The sequence below is a fragment of the Pseudomonas sp. 06C 126 genome, from assembly GCF_001855215.1.
In the GTDB taxonomy this organism is placed as follows: Bacteria; Pseudomonadota; Gammaproteobacteria; order Pseudomonadales; family Pseudomonadaceae; genus Aquipseudomonas; species Aquipseudomonas proteolytica.
This window is the reverse complement of the sequence record NZ_MIFU01000119.1, coordinates 16,307-40,479: the sequence shown is the minus strand read 5'-3', so window position 1 is coordinate 40,479 and position 24,173 is coordinate 16,307. Positions and strand designations below refer to the sequence as shown.

The window sequence follows — 24,173 nt, the reverse complement described above, 5'->3', positions numbered from 1 at the left end:
GGGACGACCTTACTGGCTGGAGACGGAAGAGGAGGTGGCTGGCGCGGCGGGCATAAAGAACATCACCAACGCCAGCACCAGATAAGTCAGGTAGGCACCCAGGGTGCTGACGGTCGGTGCGTCCTGATAGCCAAACATGCCGGCCAGTACCGAACCCAGCGGGCCATCCATCGGCAGGGTGGCGCTGAAATCGAACAGCACGCTCTGCCAGTGGTTCCACACCCCGGCTTCATGCAGGGCCTGCACCGAGTTGGCGAGGATGCCGGCGGCTACTACCAGGATGAACAGCCCGGTCCAGCGAAAGAACGCGGCGAGGTTCAGGCGCATGCTGCCGCTGTAGATCAGGAACCCGACGACAATCGCCAGCACCAGGCCGAGCAGGGCGCCGATGGGCGCTGCCGGACCTTCGCTTTGCTGGAACACCGCGAGCAGGAAGAACACGGTTTCCAGGCCTTCGCGGGCCACGGCAAAAAACACCATGGCGATCAGCGCAATCACTTGGTTGCGCGAGCCGGCCAGCGCGTGATCCAGGGATTGATGCAGGGAGTGCTTTATCGAGCGCGCGACTTTACGCATCCAGAACACCATGGAACTGAGAATGCCCACGGCCACCAGGCCGACAATGCCTTCGAACAGTTCCTGCTGCTTTTGCGGGAACTCGGCGCTGACCAACTCCAGGCCACCGCCGACCAACAGCGCCAGGGCGGCGGCCAGAAACACGCCAATCCATACTGCCGGCATCCATTGGCCACGGCCGGTCTGTTGCAGGTAGCTGGCGATGATGCCAACGATCAATGCGGCTTCAATGCCTTCGCGCAGCATGATGAGAAAGGGAACGAGCATCGGGCACCGCAACGTAATTAGTTAGGGTGCTAAGTTGTAACATAATGATACTCATTGCTAAACAGAGGATCTTGACGTTTCCTGAACAGCCGCTGAACAGCCCTCTATCTCCTGGCTTCTGCAAGGATTGATGAAATGCCAGGCCTCTCTGTTCCTTCCAGGCCAGCACACTCCTACAATGGCCGACCTACAAGATTGAGCCCTTGCCCATGTCGGAAAAAGACACAATCTCCATCCACCTGGTTCGCGAAGCCTTGTTGCAAAGTTGCGCCCCCGGTGCGGCGACGCGAGAGGCCCTGAACAAGGTAGGGATCGACCCAGCGTTGCTGGAGCAGCCCGCCGCCCGGGTTCCGGCCCTGGCGTACGCGCGGCTCTGGCGCTTGCTGGCGCGCCGCCGGGATGATGAGTTCTTTGGCATGGACCCGCGCAAGTTGAAGTCTGGCAGCCTGGAGTTCCTGTGTGGCGCCGCTATGGCCCAGCCCACCCTGGGTGAAGCCCTGGAAACCGGCCTGAGCTTCCTGTCGCTGATGCTCGAACACCTGCCGGCGCAATTGGTGCGCCAGCAAAGCCTGGCGGAAATCGTCTTGCTGGAACACGAGCCCGAACCGCGCCGGGCGTTCACCTATTTTTGCTACTGGATGATCGTCCACGGCGTCGCCTGCTGGCTGGCCGGGCGGCGCATTCCGATCCTGGCCATCGAATTGCGCAGTGCGCAGCCGGCCTTTTGTGATGATTACCAGGTGATGTTTTCCGACAACCTGCGCTTTGATCGCACCCGTACGCGGATGATCTTTTCGGCAGACTGCCTCGACCTGCCGGTCAAGCGCAGCCCCGAAGAACTCAAGCGTTTCCTGGCCCATGCACCGGCCAATATCCTGGTCAAATACCGCGACCCCGACAGCCTGGCGATGCGCATCAAGCACGACCTGCGCCAGCGCCCGGCCCAACACTGGCCGGAAACCGAAAGCCTGGCCCAAGAATTATGCATGTCCGCCTCGACCCTGCGCCGGCGCCTGGCCGAAGAAGGGCAGACCTACCAGGGCCTCAAGGACAGCGTGCGCAAGGAACTGGCGGTTGTCTGGCTGGCCGAGGCCGATATCAGCTTCGCCGAGATCGCCAGCCGCCTGGGTTTTGCCGATGTGAGTTCGTTCTATAAGGCGTTTCGCAAGTGGTCGGGGTCCAATCCTGGGCATTACCGTAGCTTGATTCTTACCGACGCCAACTAAGCCGTCGGCACTGCGCAGTCTGCATGGCAACAGAGCTTCTGTGACAAGGGGGACAAGCCCCCTCTCCACAAAAGCCGCCGCAAACACCAGAGCAAAAAAAAGCCCCGTGACCGAATGGACCACGGGGCTAAAAATTGGCTGGATGCGACCAACCAAAGGAGCTCTTTACATCACTTGAGGGTGGCGACCACCGTGTCTGGCTGCCAGCCACCACCCAATGCCTTGTAGATCGCCACGATGCCGCGATACAGGTCTACTTCGGCCAGGGCCTGGGCGTCTTCGGCCGCCAGGCGTTCACGCTGGGCGTCGAGCAGCACGAGGAAGTCGGCGGTGCCTTCGCGGTAGCGGATCTCGGCCAGGTCGGCCGCAGCACGGCTGGATTCGCTTTGGCGGATCAGCGAGATCAGGCGCTGTTGGCGTTTGCCGTAGTCGCTGAACGCGTTCTCGGATTCTTCCAGCGCTAGCAACACTTGCTGCTCGTACGTCGCCAGGGCGCCGTCGGCCTCGGCATCGGCGCCGCGCAATCGGGCGCGCACGCTGCCCAGGTCAAAGGCGGCCCAGGTGATGCTCGGGCCCAGGGCCCAGGCATTGGCGGCAGACGAGCCGATCTGCGAGCCCCGGCCGGCGGTAAAGCCAAGGAAGCCACTGAGGCTGACCCGAGGAAACAGGTCGGCCTTGGCCACGCCGATACGCGCGGTGGCCGCTGCCAGTTTGCGTTCAGCGCTGAGAATGTCCGGGCGCCGTTGCAGCAGTTGCCCCGGGTCGCCAATCGGCAAAGCCTTGGCAATCGCCGGCAGGTCGGCCGGGCTCAGGTCCACAGTGAGTTTGTCCGGGCGCTGGCCGAGCAGGGTGGCGATGCGGTTGCGTTCGCGCACTTGTTCGGCCTGCAATTGCGGCACGCTGGCTTCAACCGCCGCCAGGCGTGCGTCGGCCCGTACCACGTCCAGTTGGTCGCCGACGCCGGCATCGCGCAGGCTTTCGGTGATGGTGCGCGAATCCTGCTGGTTCTTCAGGTTGGCCAGGGCGATTTTTTCTCGCAGTTGCGCACCGCGCAATTGGCCGTAGGCGTCCACCAGTTCGGCAATCATGCTGACTTGCAGTTGATAGAGGTCGGCTTCGGCAGCTTGCTGGTCGGCGTCGCTGGCCTCCAGGTTACGCTGGATGCGGCCAAACAGGTCCAGCTCCCAGGCCATGTCCAGGCCCAGGTCATAGCGCTCGCTGTTGACCCGGCGGGTGGTCTGGCCCGGGATCTGCCCTTTGGCCAAGTCGCTGCTGGCGCGGCTGGTGATGGTGGGCATCGCGTCATTGCTGGCGTCATCCCGAATCGCCCGGGCGGCCCGCAGGCGGGCAAACGCTACGCGCAGGTCGCGGTTGCCGCTCAACGATTGCGTCACCAGCTGGTTGAGGATCGGGTCCTCGAACTGCTGCCACCAGATGCCTTCGAACTTGGCGTGGTCGTACTGCTTGGCATCGGCGGCGGCCGTGATATTGGCCGCCTCCAACTGCTGGGTTTTATAGTCCGGGCCCACGGCACAGGCGGCGAGCGCCAATACCAACAGGCTCGGCAAGAACACTTTCACACTCATTGCTGTGTCTCCAGCTTCAAGGCCTTGGCCGCTTTGCGTGCATCGCTGCGCTCCACATAACGGCGGATCAACACGTAGAACACCGGCGTCAGCAACAGGCCGAAGAAGGTCACGCCGATCATCCCGGAGAACACCGCCACACCCATGGCGTGCCGCATCTCGGCACCCGCGCCGCTGGAGAACACCAAGGGCACCACGCCCATGATGAAGGCGAACGAGGTCATCAGGATCGGCCGCAGACGCAGGCGGCAGGCTTCCAGCACCGCAGCCAGCGGGTCGAGGCCTTCTTCCTGTTTGTCCTTGGCGAATTCTACGATCAGAATCGCGTTCTTACAGGCCAGGCCCACCAGTACGATCAAGCCGATCTGGGTAAAGATGTTGTTGTCGCCACCGGACAGAATCACCCCGGTAATGGCCGACAACAGCGTCATCGGTACGATCAGGATTACCGCCAGTGGCAGGCTCCAGCTTTCGTATTGGGCGGCCAGTACCAGGAACGCCAGCAGTACGCAGAGCGGGAACACGAACAGCGCGGTATTGCCCGAGAGGATTTGCTGATAGGTCAGGTCCGTCCACTCGTAGGTCATGCCGTTGGGCAGTTCTTCCTTGAGCAGTTTCTCAATCGCCGCCTCAGCCTGGCCCGAGCTGTAGCCAGGGGCCGCGTTGCCGTTGATTTCGGCGGTGATAAAGCCGTTGTAGTGCATCACGCGGTCCGGCCCCGAGGTGTCGCTGACCTTGATAAAGGTCGCCAGCGGGATCATTTCGCCCTTGTTGTTGCGCACTTTCAGCTGGCCGATCTGGTCTTCGTCGAGGCGGAACTGCTGCTCAGCCTGCACGTTGACTTGATAGGTACGGCCGAAGCGGTTGAAGTCGTTGGCATACAACGAGCCCAGGTAGATCTGCAGGGTGTCGAAGATGTCGCTGATCGCCACGCCGTGGGTCTTGGCCTTTTCACGGTCGATAGCCGCATCGACCTGGGGCACGTTGACCGTGTAGCTGGTGAACAGGCCAAACAGTTCAGGCACGTTGTGGCTCTTGGCGATGACGTTCTGCACTTCTTTGTACAGTTCTTCGTAGCCAAGGTTGCCGCGGTCTTCGACTTGCAGGCGGAACCCGCCAATGGTGCCCAGGCCCTGTACTGGCGGCGGCGGGAAGATCGCCATGTAGGCTTCCTGGATATCCGCATACTTGCCGTTCAGTGCCCCGGCAATCGCCCCGGCGGACATGCTCGGATCCTTGCGCTCGCCGAAGGGCTTCAAGGTCACGAACACGATGCCGCTGTTCGGGCTGTTGGTGAAGCCGTTGATCGACAGGCCCGGGAAGGCGATGGCGCTTTCCACGCCGGGCTGTTTCAGGGCGATGTCGGACATGCGCTTGATCACGTTTTCGGTGCGGTCCAGGCTGGCGGCGTCCGGTAACTGGGCGAAAGCCACCAGGTACTGCTTGTCCTGGGCCGGTACGAAACCGGTCGGCGTATGGGCAAACCCGAAGAAGGTCAGCACCATCAGGCCGCCATACACGAACAGCGCGATACCGGTGCCGCGAATCACTCGGCGCACGGTGCCCACATAGCCATGGCTGGCTTTTTCAAAAAAGCGGTTGAATGGACGGAACAGCCAGCCACCGAAGAGCTTGTCGAGGAACCTGGAGAACCGGTCCTTTGGCGCGTTATGGCTGCGCAGCAACACCGCCGCCAGGGCCGGCGACAGAGTCAGGGAGTTGAATGCCGAGATCACGGTAGAGATGGCAATCGTCAACGCAAACTGTTTGTAGAACTGCCCGGTCAAGCCGCTGATAAAGGCGGCCGGAATAAACACCGCACACAGCACCAGCGCCGTGGCAATGATCGGCCCGGTCACTTCGCTCATGGCTTTTTCCGTGGCCGGGAAAGGCTCCAGGCCCAGCTCGATGTTACGTTCGACGTTCTCCACCACCACGATGGCGTCGTCCACCACGATCCCGATGGCCAGCACCAGGCCGAACAGCGACAGCGCATTGAGTGAGAACCCGAACAGGTGCATCACCGCAAAGGTACCGATCAATGACACCGGCACCGCGACCAGGGGAATGATCGACGCACGCCAGGTCTGCAGGAACAGGATCACCACCAGAACCACGAGGATCAACGCCTCGAACAAGGTGTGGACCACCGCCTCGATCGAGCCACGCACAAACACGGTCGGGTCGTAGGCGATGCGGTAATCCATGCCTTCAGGGAAGCTCTTTTTCAGCTCCGCCATTTTGCTGCGCACATCGTTGGAGATGTCGATGGCGTTGGAGCCCGGCCGCTGGAAAATTGGAATCGCCACCGCCGGCTGGTTGTCGATCAGGGAGCGCAAGGCATATTGGCTGGAGCCCAGCTCGATGCGCGCAATGTCCTTGAGGCGCGTGATCTCGCCGTTGTCGCCGGCGCGAATCACGATGTTTTCGAACTCTTCCTCGGTGACCAGGCGCCCCTGGGTATTGACCGACAACTGGAAGCTGGTGTCATTCGGCGCAGGCTGCGCGCCCAGGGCACCGGCGGCCACCTGGCGGTTTTGCTCGCGAATCGCGGTCACGACATCGCTGGCGGTCAGGTTGCGCGAGGCGGTCTTGTTCGGATCGAGCCACACCCGCAGGGAGTAGTCGCCCATGCCGAACAGCTGCACATCACCCACACCACCCAGGCGTGCCAACTCATCCTTGATATTGAGGATCGCGTAGTTGGACAGGTAGAGCATGTCGTAGCGCTGGTCCGGGGAGGTCAGGTGCACGACCATGGTCAGGTCGGGGGAGGCCTTGTCCACGGTGATACCGATGCGCGTCACTTCTTCAGGCAGTTTTGGCTGAGTGCGCGTCACACGGTTTTGCACCTGCACCTGGGCGTTATCCAGGTCGGTACCCAGGGCGAAGGTGATGGTCAGGGTCAACTTGCCGTCGGCGGTCGACTGCGAGGACATGTAGAGCATGTTCTCGACGCCGGTGATCGCCTGCTCCAGCGGTGAGGCCACGGTCTCACCGATGACTTTGGGGTTGGCGCCCGGGAAGTTGGCACGCACGACCACGGTCGGCGGTACCACTTCCGGGTATTCGCTGATCGGCAACTGGAACAGCGAGATCGCGCCGGCGATCAGGATCAGCAGTGAGAGCACCGCTGCGAAGATCGGCCGTGATATGAAGAACTTGGAAAAATTCATCTTGTGTGTAGTCCCTTAACCGCGTGGAATCGCGACACTGGCGAGCTTGGGCGCGGCTTTGTTGTCCGGCGTCACTTGCTCCAGGTTGCTGGCTTCAAGCGCTTGTCGTTGTTGGGCCAAGGCGGCGAGAGTGGCCTGGCTGGCCATCGGGATGGTTTCCGGGGCGACCGGCGATCCCGGGCGCACCCGCTGCAGGCCCTTGACGATAATGGTGTCGTCCTTGCTCAGGCCGCTGCGTACGATGCGCAAGCCTTCGATCTTTGGCCCCAATTCAACGGCGCGGTAGGCGGACTTATTGTCGCCATCCATCACCAGTACGAATTTCTTGCCAAGGTCGGTGCCCACGGCCTCGTCGGTGATCAGCACGGCGGAGTAGGTGCCGCTGCCCACCAACTTGAGGCGCGCGTACAGGCCTGGGGTGAAGCGCCCGTCGCTGTTATCGAACACGGCGCGGCCACGGATGGTGCCGGTGGCCGGGTTGACCTGGTTGTCGACAAAGTTCATCTGGCCCAGGTGCGGGTTGCCCTCTTCGTTGGACAGGCCCAGGTACACCGGGGTGGTCGCGCCGCGACGGCCCTGGCGCGCCAGTTCGGTGTACTTGAGGTACACGCGCTCATCGGCGTCGAAGTAGGCATAGACCTTGTCGGTGGAGACCACGCTGGTCAGCTCGGTGACGTCGGCGGTCACCAGGTTACCGGCGGTGATCGCGGCGCGGCTGACACGGCCACTGATGGGCGAGGTGACGCGGGTGAAACTCAGGTTCAGGCGGGCCAGGTCCAACTGCGCCTGGATCCCGGCCACGGCGGCGCGGGCTTCCTGGGCGGCAGTGGTACGGGAGTCGGCCAGCTCGGCGGAAATCGCATTGCTCTGGCGCAGGCGCTCGCCACGCTGGGCTTCGTTGTCACTGCGCGATGCCGCGGCTCGGGTCTGTTGAAGTTGGGCTTCAAGGCGCCGCACTTCGGCCTGGAATGGACGTGGATCGATCTGGAACAGCAGGTCGCCTTTCTTCACCAGCGCGCCTTCGGTAAAGGCTACCTGGTCGATCTGGCCCGACACCCGTGGGCGGATCTGTACGGTTTCCGGGGCTTCGAGGCGGCCGGTGAACTCGTCCCACTCGTTGACGGGTTGCTCCAGCACCTTGGCAACGCTGACTTTGCTGGCGGGCATGGCGGCCGCTTGCTCGGGGGCCTTGCCGCATGCGCTCATCACCAGCACGGCCAGAAGGGCCAGGGGATAGCGCAAATGTTTGAGTGACTGTTCCATGAGGTGCATCCGCCAATGTATTTGAGATGGGCGGATCATGCTCGGCGGTGTGCTATCTCACGAATCGAATGAAACAAAGGTAACTATCATTCGGAATGATATAAGCCTGGGGAAAGCCCTCTAGCATGGGGTTTTCGTTAGGGTGCTATCAATCCCATTGATAGCAAAACACCTTTGCGCGATCTGCAGCCAATCTCGAGTGCCTACCCTGAAGATATTCCCTGTGGGGCTGCGTCAGTTCAGCCAGAAATGCATTAACTGACCCATCGCCATCGCAGGCGAGCCACCTTCGTTCTGTGGTGTAGCCGAAATATCCAGCACCACCAAGATCCCCTGTAGGAGCGGGCTTGCCCGCGATGGCGCCCGCTCAGCCAGACAAGCATCAACTGACCCACCGAGCTCTCATAAGGCGACAAGCAATACCCCAGCGTGTACCGTTGCGGCCTTTGTGCCGCAGGTGCTGTGGCTGTGGACATTCTTAGAGAGGCATCCATGCAGATCAGGGGAGAGCGGGCCGCGACGGTGTGTGGTTTGGTGGCAATCCTTTTATGGAGCACCGCCGCCGGGTTGATCCGCAGCGTCAGCGAGGTGTTCGGGCCCCTGGGCGGTGCGGCGCTGATCTATACGTTGGGTGCGGTTCTGCTGGTGTCCTGGCTCGGACGTCCACGCTTGCGCGCCACGTCCTGGCCTTACTTGATCATGGGCAGCGGGTTGTTTGTGGCCTACGAGGTCTGTCTGTCTCTGGCCCTGGGCTTTGCCAGCAGTCGCAACCAGGCCATTGAATTAGGTGTGGTGAATTACCTATGGCCGTGCCTGACGGTGCTACTGGCGATTGTCATGAATGGGCAAAAGGCGCGCTGGATCATCGTGCCGGGCAGTGCGTTGGCGTTGTTTGGCATTCTCTGGGTGGTGAGTGGCGATGGCCTGGCATTGGCAACCATCGTCGCCAATGTGCAATCCAACCCGTTGAGTTACAGCCTGGCCCTGGGTTGCGCGATTACCTTTGCCTTGTATTGCAACGTCACACGGCGCTACGCGGGTGGGCAAAACCTGGTGGTGCTGTTTTTCATCCTCACCGCAGCGGTGCTATGGGTCAAATACGGCTTGAGTGCCGAGGTGCTGCCGGCTTTTAGCCTGGGCAGCAGCCTGGAATTGCTGGCCACGGGCGTCGCCATGGCGGGTGGTTATGCCCTGTGGAATATCGGCATCCTGCGCGGCAACCTGACGTTGCTGGCGACCGCGTCCTACGGCGCGCCGGTGTTGTCATCGGCCTTCGCCGCGCTGTGGCTGGGCGCCCACCTCACCCCGCAATTCTGGCAGGGCGCGGTGCTGGTCACGGCAGGTTCGCTACTGTGCTGGCACGCGACGCGCGAGCAGGCCTAGGCCCGCCAGACCAGGGCCGGAATCACGCGGATATAGATCAGCTCACAGACCAACTCGATCAATGTCTGGGTGATGATCGCCGCCGCAGCCAGCATGCGCATGTCTTCCGGCAAGGCCAGCGCCAATGGCAGGACCACCAGCGAATTGCGCGTGGCACTGCTGAAGGTGACTGAACGCGCCGTGGCCGCCGGCAGCCGGAAGGCCCGTGCCGTTAGGGCGCCAACCACCGGTGCCAGGAGCATAAAACCCAGGTACACCGGGATCACTGGCAACAACTGCTCGATCTGCTGCGCCACGAACGCGATCTGCGAGCCAATCACTACCAGCAGCACCGTCGCCATGGCCGGCACCGGCATCCACGCCCAGCCCTGGTTCCAGCGCGCAATATGGGGTGAGCGCCGGGCCCCGGCACACGTCAGTACCGCCAGCAGCAGAGGTATGGCGATCAGCAGCACAAACGCCTCGACAAATGGCCCGAGGGTGATCGTTACCGCAGCCTCACTGGGAATAACTGTCAGGTACAACGGCAGCAGCGCCAGTTGTAGCAACAGCAGCAAGGGCGTGGCGGCCAGGGTCAATCGGGCATCGCCTTTGCCAATATGGGTAAACACCACCACGTAGTCGATGCAGGGCGTGAGCAGCACCAGCAGCGCGCCGATCAGGATCGCCGGTTGATCATGCAGGCCAAGGGTAAGCGCCCAGACGAGCAGGGGGATCAACACAAAGTTGGCCACCAGCAACGCTGCGATGAAGCGTCTGTTGGCCAGGCCCTGGCGCAGTTGCAGAAACGGGATTTGCAGGAACATCGCGTACATCAACACCGCAATCGCCGGAGTGACGAGGCCGCCCAGGCCCTGCGCAGCCTGAGGGGCGAGCAAGCCGCCGACGGCGGCGACGATGACCACCACGAAGTAGATCGCGATCTGGTGCTGCTCCAACTGGTCTCGGTTCACGGCGTGTCCTTTGGCGCGGGTTCATTGCTGGCGTAAAGCGTGACGGCGCGCAACAGAGTCTGGTGTACGTGGGTGCGCAGGGTGGCCGGGGCCAAGACTTCAATATCCGCCGCATTGCTCAGCAAAAACAGGCGCAGGCCCTGGGTGTCGTAGAGGCTGCAACTCAAGTCCCAATGCTGGTCACCCTGGGGCACGATCACTTGGTCGTCGGTCAGCGGGTTCTCGCTCAAGCGGTTATGCAGATTGGCACTCAGGCGCAGCTTGAGCGGCACCGGTGCCTCGCCATGGATGGTCATCAGGTGCTTTTGCGCGTCCAGCGAATTGACGTCGTAATGCGGCGGGCCAGGCACATCCAGCCAACTGGTCTTCACCGCCAGCATGCGATGCAGCATCAGCGCACACAGTGTGCGCGGCCCGTTGCTGCTGTACTTGCCACGCTGATCTGCAGGCACGTACCCGGCCGGCCAATGCTCCTGCTCCACATACGCAGACAGATAGACATTGGAGTCCTGATAGGAGAGGGCCAGGGGTTTCAACAAGTACCGACATTCGACGCCGCCTGCGTCCCTGGGCAGGTAGGTCACTTCCAGGGACACGTCTTCGAGGATCGCCGTTTGAATCGTGGCCAGGTGCGCGGGGTCGTGCTTGCCCGGCTGGAGCAGGGTAAACCGCGTGCCGCTGGTGATGCGTTGGGACCAGGCCAGGGGGCGGGCCGAATGCTTGGTCATCTCCGACGCCGCGTATTCGCGCAGTTCACCGAGCTGTTCGGTATGGGCGTTGAACCCGAAACGCTGGGCATGCTCGAAAATCGCTGCCAGGGTCATGGCTTCTGTGGGAGAGAGCGTCAGGTCAAAACTCTCGCGGCCGGACTTCCAGTATTTGGCCTTTTTATCCGGGCCTTTTTCCCCCACTGCCACCAGTTCGGTTTCGGTCAGGGCTTCAAGATCACGCAGGGTGGTTTTGCCATGGAGGCTGAAGTCATCGAACCACTTGCACAGCGCTGTATGGATGTCTGCGGTCTTCATCGACGTGCCGCTGCGCTGGAGAATCTTGCGCAGCGCGGTGCGGCGTCGGTGATAATTGATCATGGCCGATACTCAAAGACAAAAAGTGGGTTTATTCGCTGGGACTATGTGCTCGCTGGCAAGCAAACCCGCGATTTAGAGCGCCAGCCCACAGGAGCATTTCATGAACTGCAAAACCTATCTAGCCCTGCCACACGTTATTGCGTTCACGCGCTGGTTGGCCTCGGAGCTCGAATCCCCGGTGCTGTTCAAGCATCAGTACGTCAACCGCAAAACCGGCGTGCATTGGTCGTGCAGCAGCTTGTACAACGCATTCGAACACTATCGCTGGAACCATCCGGGCAATGCGCGCCTGGACTTTGCTCCAGGTACCAGTGCGCTCAGCAACGGCAAGGCCCTGGCAGCCTTGGGTAAAGACCTGGTGGCGGCTGCCGGCGACGACGCTCGCAGCGCAGCAGCGGCAAGTGATGTGATGCGCTGGGGTGGTGTCACGGCGCACAACGTGGACTGGTTGCAGACAAACAAGGTTGGCCTGGCGAGCATGCTGCAAACCATCGTGGCAGCGCTGGACGCCGGTGATGAGCGTGCATCGGTGTTGCGCTCCGACCAGTTGCGCTTCAACGCCGGGATGACCAAGGTGTATTCCCTGCTGTGCAAGGACTTCATTATCTATGACAGCCGCGTGGCCGCAGGCCTGGGCTGGTTGGTGGTGAAATACTGCCATGCACACGGCCTGGTAAAAGTACCGCGGGACCTCTGCTTCCCCTGGGCCAAAGCCAAGGAAGACAAAGATGCCCTCGCGCCAAAACGCCGCAATCCCGGCGGCGATGGGTTCAAGTTCACGGGTTTGCGCTCCGGGCACCACCACGCCATGTGGAACCTGCGCGCCAGCTGGTTGCTCAGTGCCGTGCTCAAGCATCCAGACGCTGCCGGTAGCCGCTTCCAGCAGGTGGCGGCGCCGAATGATCCATTGCGTGCCATGGAGGCGGCGCTGTTTATGATTGGCTATGACCTGGGCCAGGAAGCCGAGGCGCCATACCAGGAATACAGCGCCGAGTTTGCCGAGAAGATCCTAGCGGCTGCCCGTGGGAATTTTGTCGAGGTCAGTGCCGATGACCTGATTGCGCAGTTGGATGACATGCTGGCCAAGGCACGGGTGCCAGGCTAGCAATAGCATCTTTAGGCCGGTCTATTTTTGACTGAGTGCCGCCACCGAAAGCCCGGACGCGACGAAGGTCAGTCCGGCGCCCACGTTCAGGCCATTGACCACTTTTGGCTTGCGCTGCAGCCATGTCGACAGCCGCGTCGCAAAAATCCCCATGAGCGCAAAGCCCAGTGCGGTCAACGCGGCGAACCAGGCACCGTAGACCATCATCTGCACGGTGACCGAGCCCAATGACGGGTTGACGAACTGGGGGATGAATGCGAGCACAAACAGCCCCGGCTTGGGGTTCAGCGCCGCCGACAGGAAGCCAGTGAGGAAGATGCTTTTGAGCGGTTGCCGCGCAGCCGGCTTGAAGTTGATCAGGCTGCGCGAGCGCAGGACCTTGATGCCCAGCCATAACAGGTAGCTGGCGCCGATTACCTTGACCACCCAGAAGGCCACGGCGGATGTCTGCATCAGCAGGGTCAGGCCCAGCGATGCCGTAGCCACGTGAAACAGAATCCCGGTGCCTGACGCGATCCCCGAAATGGCTGCGGCCATACGCCCTTGGCTCAGGCCCCTGGCGATTGCCAGCAGATTGTCCGGTCCGGGGGAGAGCACCAATAACAGGCAGGCAGCGCTATAGGTCAGCCAGATATCCAGTGGGAACATTACGACAGTCCTTTCGTCAACGGTTCAAGTCCGCCATCGTGTTCCAACCGGATAACCCGGATCAAGCTTAATTCAACTGCCTGAAAGCTTGCGCTTCAGAACGTCGCCTTCACTTGCAGGCCCAGTATCAGCGCGTTGTCGATCTTCTCCCCGGAAAACGCCCCCGGTTCAATGATGTATTGCACATCCGGGCGCAGGATCAGCCAAGGCGTGGCTTGGTAGCCGTAACTCAGTTCGAGCAACTGTTCGGCACTGTCCAGGTTGGGGAAAGCATTGTCGCTGGCTTCTGCGGCCTGTTGCAGTACATCGCGGCTGCGTGGGTTGGGCACCGCACGGCCATATCCCAGGGCAACGGTGTCCCGTGGCCGGCCGGCGAACGGTTTGTACAGCACCAGGCCGGCGCCGTACCAGCGGCTGAATGGCGACGCTGACTTGCTCGCGGCCGAGTACTGGCCGAACGCATGCAAGGTGCGGCCCTCCGAGGTCTGGGAGTTCCACAGGGCCTGGTCGATCAGCAGATAATGGCCGCCGCGGCCGCTGACGTGTTTATCGCTGCCGATGCGTTGCACGTTGGAGCTGTCGTAGTAATAGCCGAGCTTGTACTCGCCGGGCAGTTCGCTGGCGTGCTTGTAGACCAGTTCGATGGGCACTACGGTGCCGGTGGTGTGCTTGGGCCCCACATGCCAGGCGCGGCTGGAGTTGCCGTTGCTTTGCGGGTCGACATTGAACGCCGCCACGCGCAATTGCCAGGCCGGCGAAAAGTCATACTTCACCCGCGCGCCCAGGTGTGCGTTGGGGTAGTTGGTCCAACCGCTGCCGCCGGACATGTTCAGCGGGTGCCCGCAGAAACCGGCGTTCATGAAGTTGCACAGGATCCCGCTGTCGAGGCCGCCCAGATCGTTGCCCATGGCCATATAACCGAGCTTGAGGTTCAGCGCCGGGGTGAACAGGGTGCGCTCATAACTCAACTCGGTAAGGCGGGTGTAGAGCCCACCGTAGTTTTCCTGGATCGGCAGGCGGTTGCCCACCAGATCCTCGGAGGCGCTATTGCCACGGCGGTCGTTGACCGTCAGTTGGATCTTGTCACCGTTGTGCAGGCCATACAGTTTGCCCAGGTCCAGCTGCACGCCAAGCTTGATGTTTTGCGAGTAACGCGCCGAACGATGCTGGCCGCCATGGGCGTTATAGGCGGTTTCGCCGCTGTAGTCGCCGGTGAACTTGATGCCTTGCTCGTCGAGCTGATGGCGCAGCCCACCCCAGTCGCCGGTGAGGGTGCTGCCGTAGGCGGGCAATATGGCGCCCAGCAGCAGGCTGCCGAGCAAGCGGATAGAGAGAGTATTCAACGCGAGGTCTTCCTGGAAAAATCACACTATCAGTGGGAGCCGGGAAGTCCGGCTCCCACCTTCAAACAGCGGCGCATATGCGCCGCGTGGGGCTCAAGGCAGGGCGTAGGCGATTACGTAGTCGCCACGGTCGGTGGACTGGCGCGCGCCACCGGCCGTGATGACCACATATTGCTTGCCGGTCTTGGGCGACACGTAAGTCATCGGCCCACCCTGGCTGCCCACGGGCAGGCGGGCTTTCCAGGCTTCCTCGCCATTGGCGCTGTTGAAGGCGCGCAGGTAGAAGTCCTGGGTGCCGGCGATAAACACCAGGCCGCCCTGGGTGGACAGGGTACCGCCCAGGGTCGGCAGGCCCACCTTGATCGGCAGGTGCATGCGAATGCCCAGTGGGCCGGTGTCTTCAACCGTGCCAACGGGTACTTGCCAGGCAATTTTCTGGGTTTTCATGTCGATGGCGGTCAAGGTGCCGAATGGCGGTGCCTGGCACGGAATGCCGGCCACCGACAGGAAGCGGTTCTTGTTCACGGCGTAGGGCGTGCCCTTGAGCGGGACCGCGCCCATCCCGGTGTTCAGCGCTTCGCCACCGGAGGAGGCCTGGGCCTTGTTCTGCGACGGGATCATCTGGATCCACAGGCCCAGGCGCATATCGTTGACGAAGATAAAGCCATGCACCGGGTCGGTGGAAATGCTGCCCCAGTTCATACCGCCCAGGGAACCCGGGAAGCTCAGTGACTTATCGGTACCCGGTGCGGTGTACAAGCCTTCGTAGCGCATGCTTTTGAAGTCGATGCGGCACAGCAACTGGTCATAGGGGGTTGCGCCCCACATGTCCGATTCGCTCAGGGTTTGCGCGCCGATCTGCGGCATGCCCACGGACCTTGGCTGGGTGGGGGAGTATGGCTCATTGGGAATATTGGCAGCCTTGACGGGCACTTCTTCTACAGCGGTCAGCGGCTTGCCGGTGGCGCGGTCCAGTACATAGATCTGCCCGGCCTTGGTGCCGATCACCACGGCCGGTACGGTCTTGCCGTCGGCCAGGGTGAAGTCGATCAGGCTCGGTTGCATCGGCAGGTCGAAGTCCCAGAGGTCGTTGTGGACGGTCTGGTACACCCACTTTTCTTCACCGGTGGAGGCGTCCAGCGCCAGTACGGAGGCGCCGTATTTGTGGTTGAGCTGGGTGCGTTCGACACCATAGATATCGGTGGACGAGCTGCCCATCGGCAGGAATACAGTATTCATCAGCGGGTCATAGGACATCGGCGCCCAGCTGTTGGGGGTGCTGCGCACATAGGTACTGTCTGCGGCAGGCGCTTGCTTGTCTTCAGGGTTGCCCGGGTCGAACGCCCAGCGCATTTGCCCGCTGATCACATCAAAACCGCGGATCACGCCGCCTGGCATATCGGTCTGGACGTTATCGGCGACGCGCCCGCCAACCACCACGGTGGTGCCGGCCATCAAGGGCGCCGAGGACAGCTGGTAATAACTGTCCGGCACATTGCCCAGGCCGGCTTTCAGATCCACTTGGCCGTGGTTGCCAAAGCCTTCGCAGAACTCACCGGTATCGGCATCCACCGCAATCAGCCGTGCATCGATGGTATTGGTCAACAGGCGTCGCTGGCATTGCGCACCGGCGGGCACGCTGGCGGCAATGATCGGCGAACTGTTGGCCTGGGTCGGTTGGGCGATTGGCGCACTGGCGTCGAAATAGGCCATGCCACGGCAGCGCTGCCATACCGCTGATTGGGCGTTGATGCTGTTCTTCCACAGCTCTTTGCCGGTATCGGCATCCAGCGCGATCAGGTTGTTATGGGGCGTGCAGATAAACACCTTGTTGCCGATCTGCAGGGGCGTGAGTTGATCTTCGGCGCCGTTGCCGTCGCTGATGGCCACATCACCGGTGCGATAGGTCCAGGCCACCTTGAGCTTGTCGACGTTGCTGCGATTGATCTGGTCCAGGGCGGCAAAACGGCTGCCGCCTTCGGTGTTGCCGTAGTGTGCCCAGTCCTTCTGCGCCTCTGCCGGCGCAACGGGTGTCAAGCCTGGGCCATCGCCGTTTGGTGCGACGCTGGGGTGGGCGACAAACATATTGCCCGCCGCCACGGCCAGCGCCACCGCCAGCACGCCCGCCACACCGTAGGCACCACGGCCTGCGGCCGGTGCCAGCCACGGATAGACCAGCGCTACCGCCAGGCCAATAACGGCGAACATGAACAGCCGCGAAAACAACGGCCAGAACACCAGGCCTACATCCAATACAGCCCACACGGCAGTGCCGAGCAGAAAGGCAGCGAACAACCAGGCACCCGCCGGTTTGCGCTGTGCAATCAACAGACCCGCGATGGCCATGACCACGCCGCCGACCAGGAAGTAGCCCGAGCCTCCCAGACTCAGCAGTTTTGCGCCGCCGACAGCCAAGGCCACGCCGAGCAGGACGATAATGACGCCCAAGCCCAGCAACAGGAATCGAGAGGCGCCAGTGGCGCGGAGTGTGTGTTTCATGTCGAGAAAGCCCGAGGGTGATGGTCCAGGGGGGTAATGATAGCAAGCTAATTAACTGCTTGGTACATTCTATCTGCGCTCAAAAGCAAAAGCCCCGATTAACGGGGCTTTTGCTGGGTGTAGGGCGGCGGGTCAGCTCCCACATTTGATTGTCGGTGTGACGCAAATTTGTGCTTGGCAAAGATCCCCTGTGGGAGCGGGCTTGCCCGCGATGGCGGTGGTTCAGTCACTACATTTGGTGGCTGATAGACCGCTATCGCAGGCAAGCCAGCTCCCACATTTGATTGTTGGTGTGACGCAAATTTGTGCTTGGCAAAGATCCCCTGTGGGAGCGGGCTTGCCCGCGATAGCGGTGGTTCAGTCACTATGTTTGGCGGCTGATAGACCGCTATCGCAGGCAAGCCAGCTCCCACATTTGATTGTTGGTGTGACGCAAATTTGTGCTTGGCAAAGATCTCCTGTGGGAGCGGGCTTGCCCGCGATAGCGGTGGTTCAGTCACTACATTTGGTGGCTGACACACCGCTAGTATCCGAAATCTCCCGCTGCCCCTTAGAAGGAATACTTCGCCGTAACGGTAAAGTTACGTGGGTCGCCAAATACGTCGTACGGGCTCCAGGTCGAGTTGCTGGCGATGCCCTGGTAGTACTTCTTGTCGAAGACGTTATTGATGTTCAGCTGGGTATCCAGATGCTTATCCACCTGGTAACCCGCCATCAGCCCGACCAGGGCGTAGGCATCCTGTTCGATATGGAATTTGCCGAACACGTTGCTGCCTTTGTTGAACGTCGCGCTCTGGCTATAGAGGTTGGCGCCGATGCGCCATTGGCTCATGTCGCCTTGCAGACGGTAGGTGGTATTGGCCTTGAACATGTGGCGCGGGACGTCGGTGTCGAACAGCGTGCCTTCCTTGCTCTTGTCCGCATCTTTTTCGTACTTGGCCTGGGCGAAGGTGTAGCCGGCAGCCACTTGCCAGTTGGGCGTCAGGGCACCGTTGATCTCCAGTTCCAGGCCCTGGCTGCGTACCTTGCCGGCGGCTTCATAGCAGCCGTAGCTGCCGACGGGGATGACCCGGCAGACGCTGGAGTCGGCCACTTCCGCCGCCCGATTGAGCTGGTCGATCTGGAACAGCGAAGCGCTGGCGTTCAGCGCGCCGCCAAAGTATTCGCCCTTGATACCCACTTCGTAGTTTTCGCCGGTGATCGGCTTGATCCCGTTACCTTCGCCATTCTTCTCGGTCTGGGGCTGGAAGATATCGGTGTAGCTGGCATAGACCGAGTGGTTGTCGTCCAGGTCATAGATAACCCCGGCATAGCGGGTGACGTGGCGCACTTCCTTGGTTTTGCCCGAGGTGTAGTACTGATCGTTGGTCTGGTCATAGATCGAGGTGGCGTCGTACCAGTCCAGGCGTGCGCCGAGAATGACTTTCAGTGGGTCGGCAAGGTTCCAGCGGGTGGTCAGGTAGAGACCTTCCTGATCCACTTTGTCATTGAGGGAGTAAACGTCCGGAACGGTTGGTCTAGCCAGGCCCTTGGGGCTGAAGCCGTTGATGTCGGGCACGCCGACGAACACGTGGCCGCCGGTGGCCTCGGTCTTGAGCTGGCGCTTGCTGGCGCCCACCACCAGTTCATGTTGGCGGCCCAATAGCGAGAAGGGGCCACTGGCAAAAAAGTCATAGGTGGACTGGTCGAAGTCACGGCCCTGGTTGAAGATGCGCTGGCGGTAGGTGGCGTCGTTGTTGCGTTCGAGGACGCCGCCCATCATCTTGAATTCGGACCAGTTTTTTGAGGCGCCCAGGTGCAGGCGCCAATCGTTATCGAAGCGTTGATCGAGTTCGACGAACAGTGTCTTGTTGTTGACGTCCTGGTGCGACCAGCTGTATCCGAAAGTCTTGGAGCGGGAGAAACCCATATGGCTGCCATCCGGATTCACCGGCAAGCCGCCCCAGTTGATGTTGTTATTGTCGTTCTGGTCGGACGCCCCCACGGTCAGGGTCGTACTGTCACTCAGGTCGAACTCGCTGATCCCGTAGAACACGCCGCGCTCGCGCCCGGCGTAATCCTGATAGCTGTCCTTGTCGTTGTAGGCGCCGACAAAGCGGCCACGCACGGTGCCGCTGGCATTGACCGGGCCGGAAACGTCCAGTTCGCTGCGGTAGTTGTCCCAACTGCCGGCGCTGCCGGTGATGCTGGCCTGGAACTCCTTGGTGGGACGCTTGCGCACCATGTTGATGGCGGCCGATGGGTTGCCGGCGCCTTGCATCATGCCGGTGGCGCCGCGTACCACTTCGACGCGGTCGTAGGGGGCCAGGTCGGCGGCCGCCACCCAGTCGGCGTTATAGGTGGTGGGCAGGCCATCGAACATCAGGTTGGTGATGGGAAAACCCCGGGCAAAGTACTCGCTGTTGGCCGGGCGCGAGGCCGACAACCGCAGCCCAGGCGTGGCCTGGACGACGTCGTCAAGGCTGCGCATGCCCTGGTCGTCCATGCGCTGGCGGGTGATCACTGTGACCGATTGCGGCGTCTCGCGCAGGGACAATGGCAGCTTGGTCGCGGTCTGCATCGCCCCGGTGGTGTAGGACCCGCTGTTTTCAGTGGTCGACCCAAGGGCCAGGCCGCTGACGGTAGTCGCGCCCAGCTCGACAGCGCCGCTGGCTTGGCTGCGCGGTATCAGCAGGTAGTTGCCGCTGGCATTGCGCGTAACGGCCAGACCACTGTCCACCAGCAGGCGGTCCAGACCCTCATGCACCCCAAAGTCACCCCGCAGCGCCGGCGCGCGCTTGCCCTGCACCAGGGCCGGATCAAAGGGCAGGGTGATCCCGGCCACCTGGGCGAAACTGTTGAGTGACTCTTCCAGCGACCCGGCGGCCAGGTCGTAATGGCGGCTCTCGGCCTGTTCGGCCTGGACGGCAAAGCTGGCCAGCGGCAGGCCAGTCGCGGCGCCCAGCAACAGGCTCTGGAGGGTTAGCGCCAGAACGCTGCGATGCAGGGGGCGAGGGGGAATCAACGCTTGGGACATGAACGGCGAGCTCCTTTCGAATGACGAGGTGTGTTGCCTGTCTGTCGAAGGGCTGGGCAAAACCCGTAAAAGTTTTTGCGATTTTTTCTCATCCGGCTCAACGAGCGACGACACGGGTCCAGAGCGGCGTAAAGCGCTCGATGCGTACCGGCAGCGAATCACTCAGGGCGCTCAAGGCGCGGTCGATGTCATCGAGCTGGAATACGCCCGATACCTCTAACTGCGCGATGGCGGGATCGCAGTGCAACCAGCCATGGCGATAACGCGCCAGCTCGGCGCTCAGGTCCCCCAGGGGCATGCGTTTGGCGACCAATTGCCCACGGGTCCAGGCGCTGGCGTTGAGGGTGCTGACCTGGACACGGTGGCTGCCGTTGGCATCAATCAGGTATTCCTCACCGGCGGCAACCAGGACCGGCTCGCCAGCACCTTGAATGGCCACCACGCCATCCTCGACCCGCAGGCGCGTACCCTGCTGCTCGTCACGCACTGCAAAGGCGGTGCCGATGGCCTGTAACTGCGCATGCCGGGTGCTGACCCAGAAGCTGCGGCGCCCACCGGGATCGGCGCTGTCCTTGCCGGTATCGATGAAAATCTCGCCACGGCGCAGGGTGATCAGCCGACGCTGGGCGCCCAATTGCACGTCCACCGTACTGGCCGTGTTCAGTTGCAGGCGGGTGCCGTCGCTCAGCAGGAACTGCCGCCGTTCGCCCACCCCGGTGGCATAGTCCGCGCCCCAGGGCACCAGCGTGCTTTCGCGCAGTGACCAGCCGGTAACGCCACAGGCAAGCAGCCCCACCCCCAGCAGCTTGAGGGCCTGGCGCCGGCTGTGATGATTGCCGTTGAGGTGCTCGAGGGTATCCAGGGCCACGGTGCCGGGCAGCGCGGCCAGGTTCTGGAAGGTGGCGTCGCTTTTTTGCAGCGCTTGCCAGACGGTTTCATGCAGTGCATCGGCCTGGCGCCAGCGTTGGCAGGCTTCCAGGACCTCTGGGGTCGCGCCGTTGGACTCGATTCGCACCAGCCAGCCGACCGCCTGGTCCAGCACGTCATCTGGCGCGATCATCGTTGCGCCAGGTAGCAGTGGCGAATGGCAGTGGCCATGTACTTCTCCACCGAGCTGAGACTGATGGCCAGGCGCTCGGCGATCTCCTTGTAGCTGAGGCCTTCGAGCCGCGACATCAGGAACGCCATGCGCACCTTGGGCCGCAGGCCATCGAGCAGTGCGTCGACGCGCACCAGGGTTTCCAACAGGATCAGCTGCGACTCCGGTGACGGCACCCCAGCTTCCGGGAGGTGGGCAATGGCTTGCAGGTAAGCCCGTTCGACTCGCTGGCGCCGCACGCGATCTACCAGCAGCCCGTGAGCCACCGTACTCAACCAGGCTCGTGGCTGACGCAACTCCTGCAACCGCTCCGGCTTGCCGAGGATGTGCACAAAGGTGTCGTGAGCCAGGTCCGCAGCGTTGTCGCCATGGCGCAGCCGCTTGCGCAACCAGTCCAGCAACCACGCGTGGTGATCGATGTATAGCGTGCGGATTTCGGCGTGAGGGGCTGAAGGAGTGGATGGCGACGACACGAAAAGCCTCCGCGCGATAACTGGATGCATTTGAGAATTCGTCGCATCTTAGTGTGGGTGTTGGTGTTCAGCAAGCAAAGTTGCTCACAAACCGGATAAACCAACTGGCGCATTTGCGTGTCGGTGCCTGCACGATCATCCGGCGGATGGGAGCTCAAAGCCGGTATTACCCACCGCAAGCCCAAGCCAGTAAACTGCGGGCCGACGTCGAATCAGGGAGAAGGCGCTCTATGTACATAGGTGAACTGGCATAACGTACTCATGGGTTGCCTTATCCGCTGACGATGAAACTGAAGTAGATAAGGCAGGGTAGAGCTTGTCCCAGGGGACAGAGTCAAGTGCGATGGTTATGTGAGGCGGCGCAGGTTTGAATACGCCTGTAGCCACCCACATTTGCACCGCAGGTAACTGGCCCTCTAAGTAGATCTCAAGTACCGATAAAGTGTCTGGCGGCTTATTTCAAAATCACGCGCTAGTTTGGATTTACTTTCTCCAGTGCCGGCGCGGTCAATTAAACTTACAACCTGATTGTCAGACAGTTTTTTCTTTCTGCCTCTATAAGCCCCACGCATTTTTGCGCTGGCAATGCCTATTGCCTGTTTTTCCCTCGTTGCTGCGCGCTCGAACTCTGCGATCAGTTCCATTACCGCAATGATGGGTTCCATGACTTCAAGGCAGTCATGCCGAAAGACCAGGTTTTCGTTCAAAAACTCCAGGGTTACCTGTTTTTCAATCAGCCGGCGAGTGATGGTGCACAGTTGCTCGGTGCTTGAGGTGAGCGATGTCATGCTGTCGACCACCACAGTGTCCCCGCACTGTGTGTAGCGAATCAGCCTTTCCAGGCCAGGGCGATTCGCGGCATGGTCTGCAGGGTCATCGCAAAACACTGCGTCAAATACATCATGGCTCGTTTTTTTCTCCGCGCTACCCTCGGATTCTTGTAGAGAGAGCCGAAAATATTTGATGCGATGCAATCTCATGATGCCTCCTTGGCAATACTTGTACGCAGTTATTTTATCCTTGTACAAACTGTAACTAAATTATTAAAAATTACACAAATGCCTGTAACACTAAGCTCGCCCAAAATACACAGTTGCAAAGAACTGAACTTGTCTTATCATTTTGAAGCTTGGAATGATCCTAACAAGTTTTTCGAAAACAGTCGATTTCATATTTATTGAGTGGCGCGAGTGAGTTTGCCCAATAAAATTGAATGCCTGCTGTTTATCGCTCAGACAATTGACTTGACCGGCTTGACGAAGCTGGTAATTCCCCGACGCAAACAGAGGATGAATGGATGAAAGTCTTGGAAGACACCAGCGGAATTGACCGCCAAAGTACCGATCAGGAAAAGATTGATAATGTCACCCGGCGAATTACCGAACATGGGAACTACCTGCGCAAGCGCTACCCGATCCTGCAGCATCAGGATGCTTTGGGGGCGGGTGTCATGGTGTTTTCCCTGGTAGGGATGGCGGTCACGGGAGGGCTCTACATCAAGGGTTTTATCCCGGGGTGGATGTGTATTTTTATCAATGCTCTGCTGACTTCGTTTATCCATGAAATCGAACATGACTTGATTCATCGGCTTTATTTCCGAAAACAACCCCTGGCCCATAATGCCATGATGTTTTTTTGCTGGTTGGCTCGACCGGGAATGCCCAGCCCTTGGCTAAGGCGCAGTCTGCACTTTCATCACCATAAAGAGTCCGGAACTGATTCGGATGTGGAGGCCTGGATTACCACCAGCGGTAGCCCTTGGGGAATGCTCCGGTTATTGAAACTGATGGATGGGTTTGTATTTGGTTTCCTGAATGCGGTTTTTGCTCCGGGGTGGCGGCAAAAGGTAAGATTGTTAGGCAAGATATTCGACTCAATACACCTTTCGGGCTTTTGTACTGGGGGTGCTGGTATGTGTTCCTCGGTTACCACCTGTATGTCTGGTTTGGTTCAATCGTGGGAGAGGAGGTTAATAGTTCTGCTACGACATTGGCGTTAATGGAAGTCGTCAATAGCGTAGTCGTTATTCTGATCGCTCCCAATCTTATAAGGCAGTTCTGTCTGTTCTTTATCAGCTCCAATATGCACTACTACGGTGATGTTGCCCCGCGTAATGCATTACAACAAACCCAGGTAATGAACCCTTGGTGGTTGTGGCCGTTCCAGATGTTCTGCTTTAACTTCGGCAGCACTCACAGTATTCACCACTTTGTTGTGCGAGACCCATTCTACCTGCGTCAGATGACGGCCCCTTATGCGCATAAAGTCATGGCGCAGGCAGGTGTCAGATTCAATGACTTCGGCACCTATAAACGCGCGAACCGTTTTTCAATGGACCACTCTCAAACGCGTTCGCGGGGTTGAATGTTCCACGCACATTAAATGGTTGAGTTCGCGAGAATAACGTTGTTTTAGTAATGGCCGGCCAGGCAGCAGGATCGTTCCTGCCGCCTGGCAAACCAAGGGCAGTAC

Annotated in this window: 16 protein-coding genes and 1 pseudogene; 4 read left to right on the top strand and 13 right to left on the bottom strand. The window is 60.6% G+C overall.

What is annotated here, in order from left to right; genetic code table 11:
* Nucleotides 1-9: 9 nt before the first annotated feature.
* Nucleotides 10-843 carry an iron uptake transporter permease EfeU gene (gene efeU, locus BHC62_RS22850; RefSeq protein ID WP_070996248.1) on the bottom strand — a complete coding sequence of 278 codons (834 nt, stop codon included), beginning with the start codon at nucleotides 841-843 and terminating at the stop codon, nucleotides 10-12.
* A gap of 209 nt (nucleotides 844-1,052) precedes the next feature.
* Between efeU and BHC62_RS22845 the strand changes: the two genes are divergently transcribed.
* Complete coding sequence (locus BHC62_RS22845) at nucleotides 1,053-2,069, top strand: AraC family transcriptional regulator (RefSeq protein ID WP_070996247.1); 1,017 nt, start codon at nucleotides 1,053-1,055, stop codon at nucleotides 2,067-2,069.
* Nucleotides 2,070-2,239: 170 nt separating this feature from the next.
* On the opposite strand, the gene BHC62_RS22840 is transcribed toward BHC62_RS22845, so the two are convergent.
* The 3 genes from BHC62_RS22840 to mexE are packed head-to-tail and all read right to left on the bottom strand — an operon-like array spanning nucleotide 2,240 to nucleotide 8,094.
* Nucleotides 2,240-3,655, bottom strand: a complete 1,416-nt coding sequence (locus BHC62_RS22840; RefSeq protein WP_070996246.1) for an efflux transporter outer membrane subunit — start codon at nucleotides 3,653-3,655, stop codon at nucleotides 2,240-2,242.
* Nucleotides 3,652-6,831, bottom strand: coding sequence for an efflux RND transporter permease subunit (locus BHC62_RS22835; RefSeq protein ID WP_029290583.1), 3,180 nt, complete (start codon nucleotides 6,829-6,831; stop codon nucleotides 3,652-3,654). Before BHC62_RS22835 ends, BHC62_RS22840 begins: the two co-directional genes overlap by 4 nt.
* A 15-nt stretch (nucleotides 6,832-6,846) precedes the next feature.
* Nucleotides 6,847-8,094, bottom strand: a complete 1,248-nt coding sequence (gene mexE, locus BHC62_RS22830; protein WP_070996344.1) for a multidrug efflux RND transporter periplasmic adaptor subunit MexE — start codon at nucleotides 8,092-8,094, stop codon at nucleotides 6,847-6,849.
* 492 nt (nucleotides 8,095-8,586) lie between these two features.
* Here mexE and yddG point away from each other — a divergent pair, with 492 nt between their 5' ends.
* On the top strand, nucleotides 8,587-9,477 hold the full coding sequence (yddG, locus tag BHC62_RS22825) for an aromatic amino acid DMT transporter YddG (protein ID WP_070996245.1): 891 nt from the start codon (nucleotides 8,587-8,589) through the stop codon (nucleotides 9,475-9,477).
* Here yddG and BHC62_RS22820 read toward each other — a convergent pair.
* A complete protein-coding gene (locus BHC62_RS22820; RefSeq protein WP_070996244.1) occupies nucleotides 9,474-10,430 on the bottom strand; it encodes an arsenic resistance protein in 957 nt (318 codons plus the stop codon). The genes yddG and BHC62_RS22820 overlap by 4 nt on opposite strands.
* A complete protein-coding gene (locus BHC62_RS22815) occupies nucleotides 10,427-11,518 on the bottom strand; it encodes a YafY family protein (protein WP_070996243.1) in 1,092 nt (363 codons plus the stop codon). The genes BHC62_RS22820 and BHC62_RS22815 overlap by 4 nt, the downstream gene beginning before the upstream one ends.
* A 100-nt stretch (nucleotides 11,519-11,618) precedes the next feature.
* Between BHC62_RS22815 and BHC62_RS22810 the strand changes: the two genes are divergently transcribed.
* The gene (locus tag BHC62_RS22810) at nucleotides 11,619-12,623 is read left to right on the top strand and encodes a hypothetical protein (protein WP_083335476.1); all 1,005 of its coding nucleotides are present in this window, start codon (nucleotides 11,619-11,621) and stop codon (nucleotides 12,621-12,623) included.
* A 21-nt stretch (nucleotides 12,624-12,644) separates the two neighbouring features.
* On the opposite strand, the gene BHC62_RS22805 is transcribed toward BHC62_RS22810, so the two are convergent.
* From BHC62_RS22805 to BHC62_RS22775, 7 genes are all read right to left on the bottom strand, one after another.
* Nucleotides 12,645-13,271: a LysE family translocator gene (locus BHC62_RS22805; protein ID WP_029290593.1), complete on the bottom strand. Its 627-nt coding sequence runs from the start codon at nucleotides 13,269-13,271 to the stop codon at nucleotides 12,645-12,647.
* Between the two features lie 95 nt (nucleotides 13,272-13,366).
* Nucleotides 13,367-14,599, bottom strand: coding sequence for a carbohydrate porin (locus BHC62_RS22800; RefSeq protein ID WP_070996343.1), 1,233 nt, complete (start codon nucleotides 14,597-14,599; stop codon nucleotides 13,367-13,369).
* A 108-nt stretch (nucleotides 14,600-14,707) separates the two neighbouring features.
* On the bottom strand, nucleotides 14,708-17,113 hold the full coding sequence (locus BHC62_RS22795; protein ID WP_070996242.1) for a glucose/quinate/shikimate family membrane-bound PQQ-dependent dehydrogenase: 2,406 nt from the start codon (nucleotides 17,111-17,113) through the stop codon (nucleotides 14,708-14,710).
* A 550-nt stretch (nucleotides 17,114-17,663) separates the two neighbouring features.
* The gene (locus BHC62_RS22790; RefSeq protein WP_083335474.1) at nucleotides 17,664-20,129 is read right to left on the bottom strand and encodes a TonB-dependent siderophore receptor; all 2,466 of its coding nucleotides are present in this window, start codon (nucleotides 20,127-20,129) and stop codon (nucleotides 17,664-17,666) included.
* Between the two features lie 97 nt (nucleotides 20,130-20,226).
* Complete coding sequence (locus BHC62_RS22785) at nucleotides 20,227-21,189, bottom strand: FecR domain-containing protein (protein ID WP_070996241.1); 963 nt, start codon at nucleotides 21,187-21,189, stop codon at nucleotides 20,227-20,229.
* Nucleotides 21,186-21,701 carry a sigma-70 family RNA polymerase sigma factor gene (locus tag BHC62_RS22780; protein WP_029290602.1) on the bottom strand — a complete coding sequence of 172 codons (516 nt, stop codon included), beginning with the start codon at nucleotides 21,699-21,701 and terminating at the stop codon, nucleotides 21,186-21,188. The genes BHC62_RS22785 and BHC62_RS22780 overlap by 4 nt, the downstream gene beginning before the upstream one ends.
* Before the next feature lie 416 nt (nucleotides 21,702-22,117).
* Nucleotides 22,118-22,681, bottom strand: coding sequence for a recombinase family protein (locus BHC62_RS22775; protein WP_070996240.1), 564 nt, complete (start codon nucleotides 22,679-22,681; stop codon nucleotides 22,118-22,120).
* A 317-nt stretch (nucleotides 22,682-22,998) separates the two neighbouring features.
* Between BHC62_RS22775 and BHC62_RS22770 the strand changes: the two are divergent.
* Nucleotides 22,999-24,065, top strand: a pseudogene (locus BHC62_RS22770) (fatty acid desaturase).
* Nucleotides 24,066-24,173 lie beyond the last annotated feature (108 nt).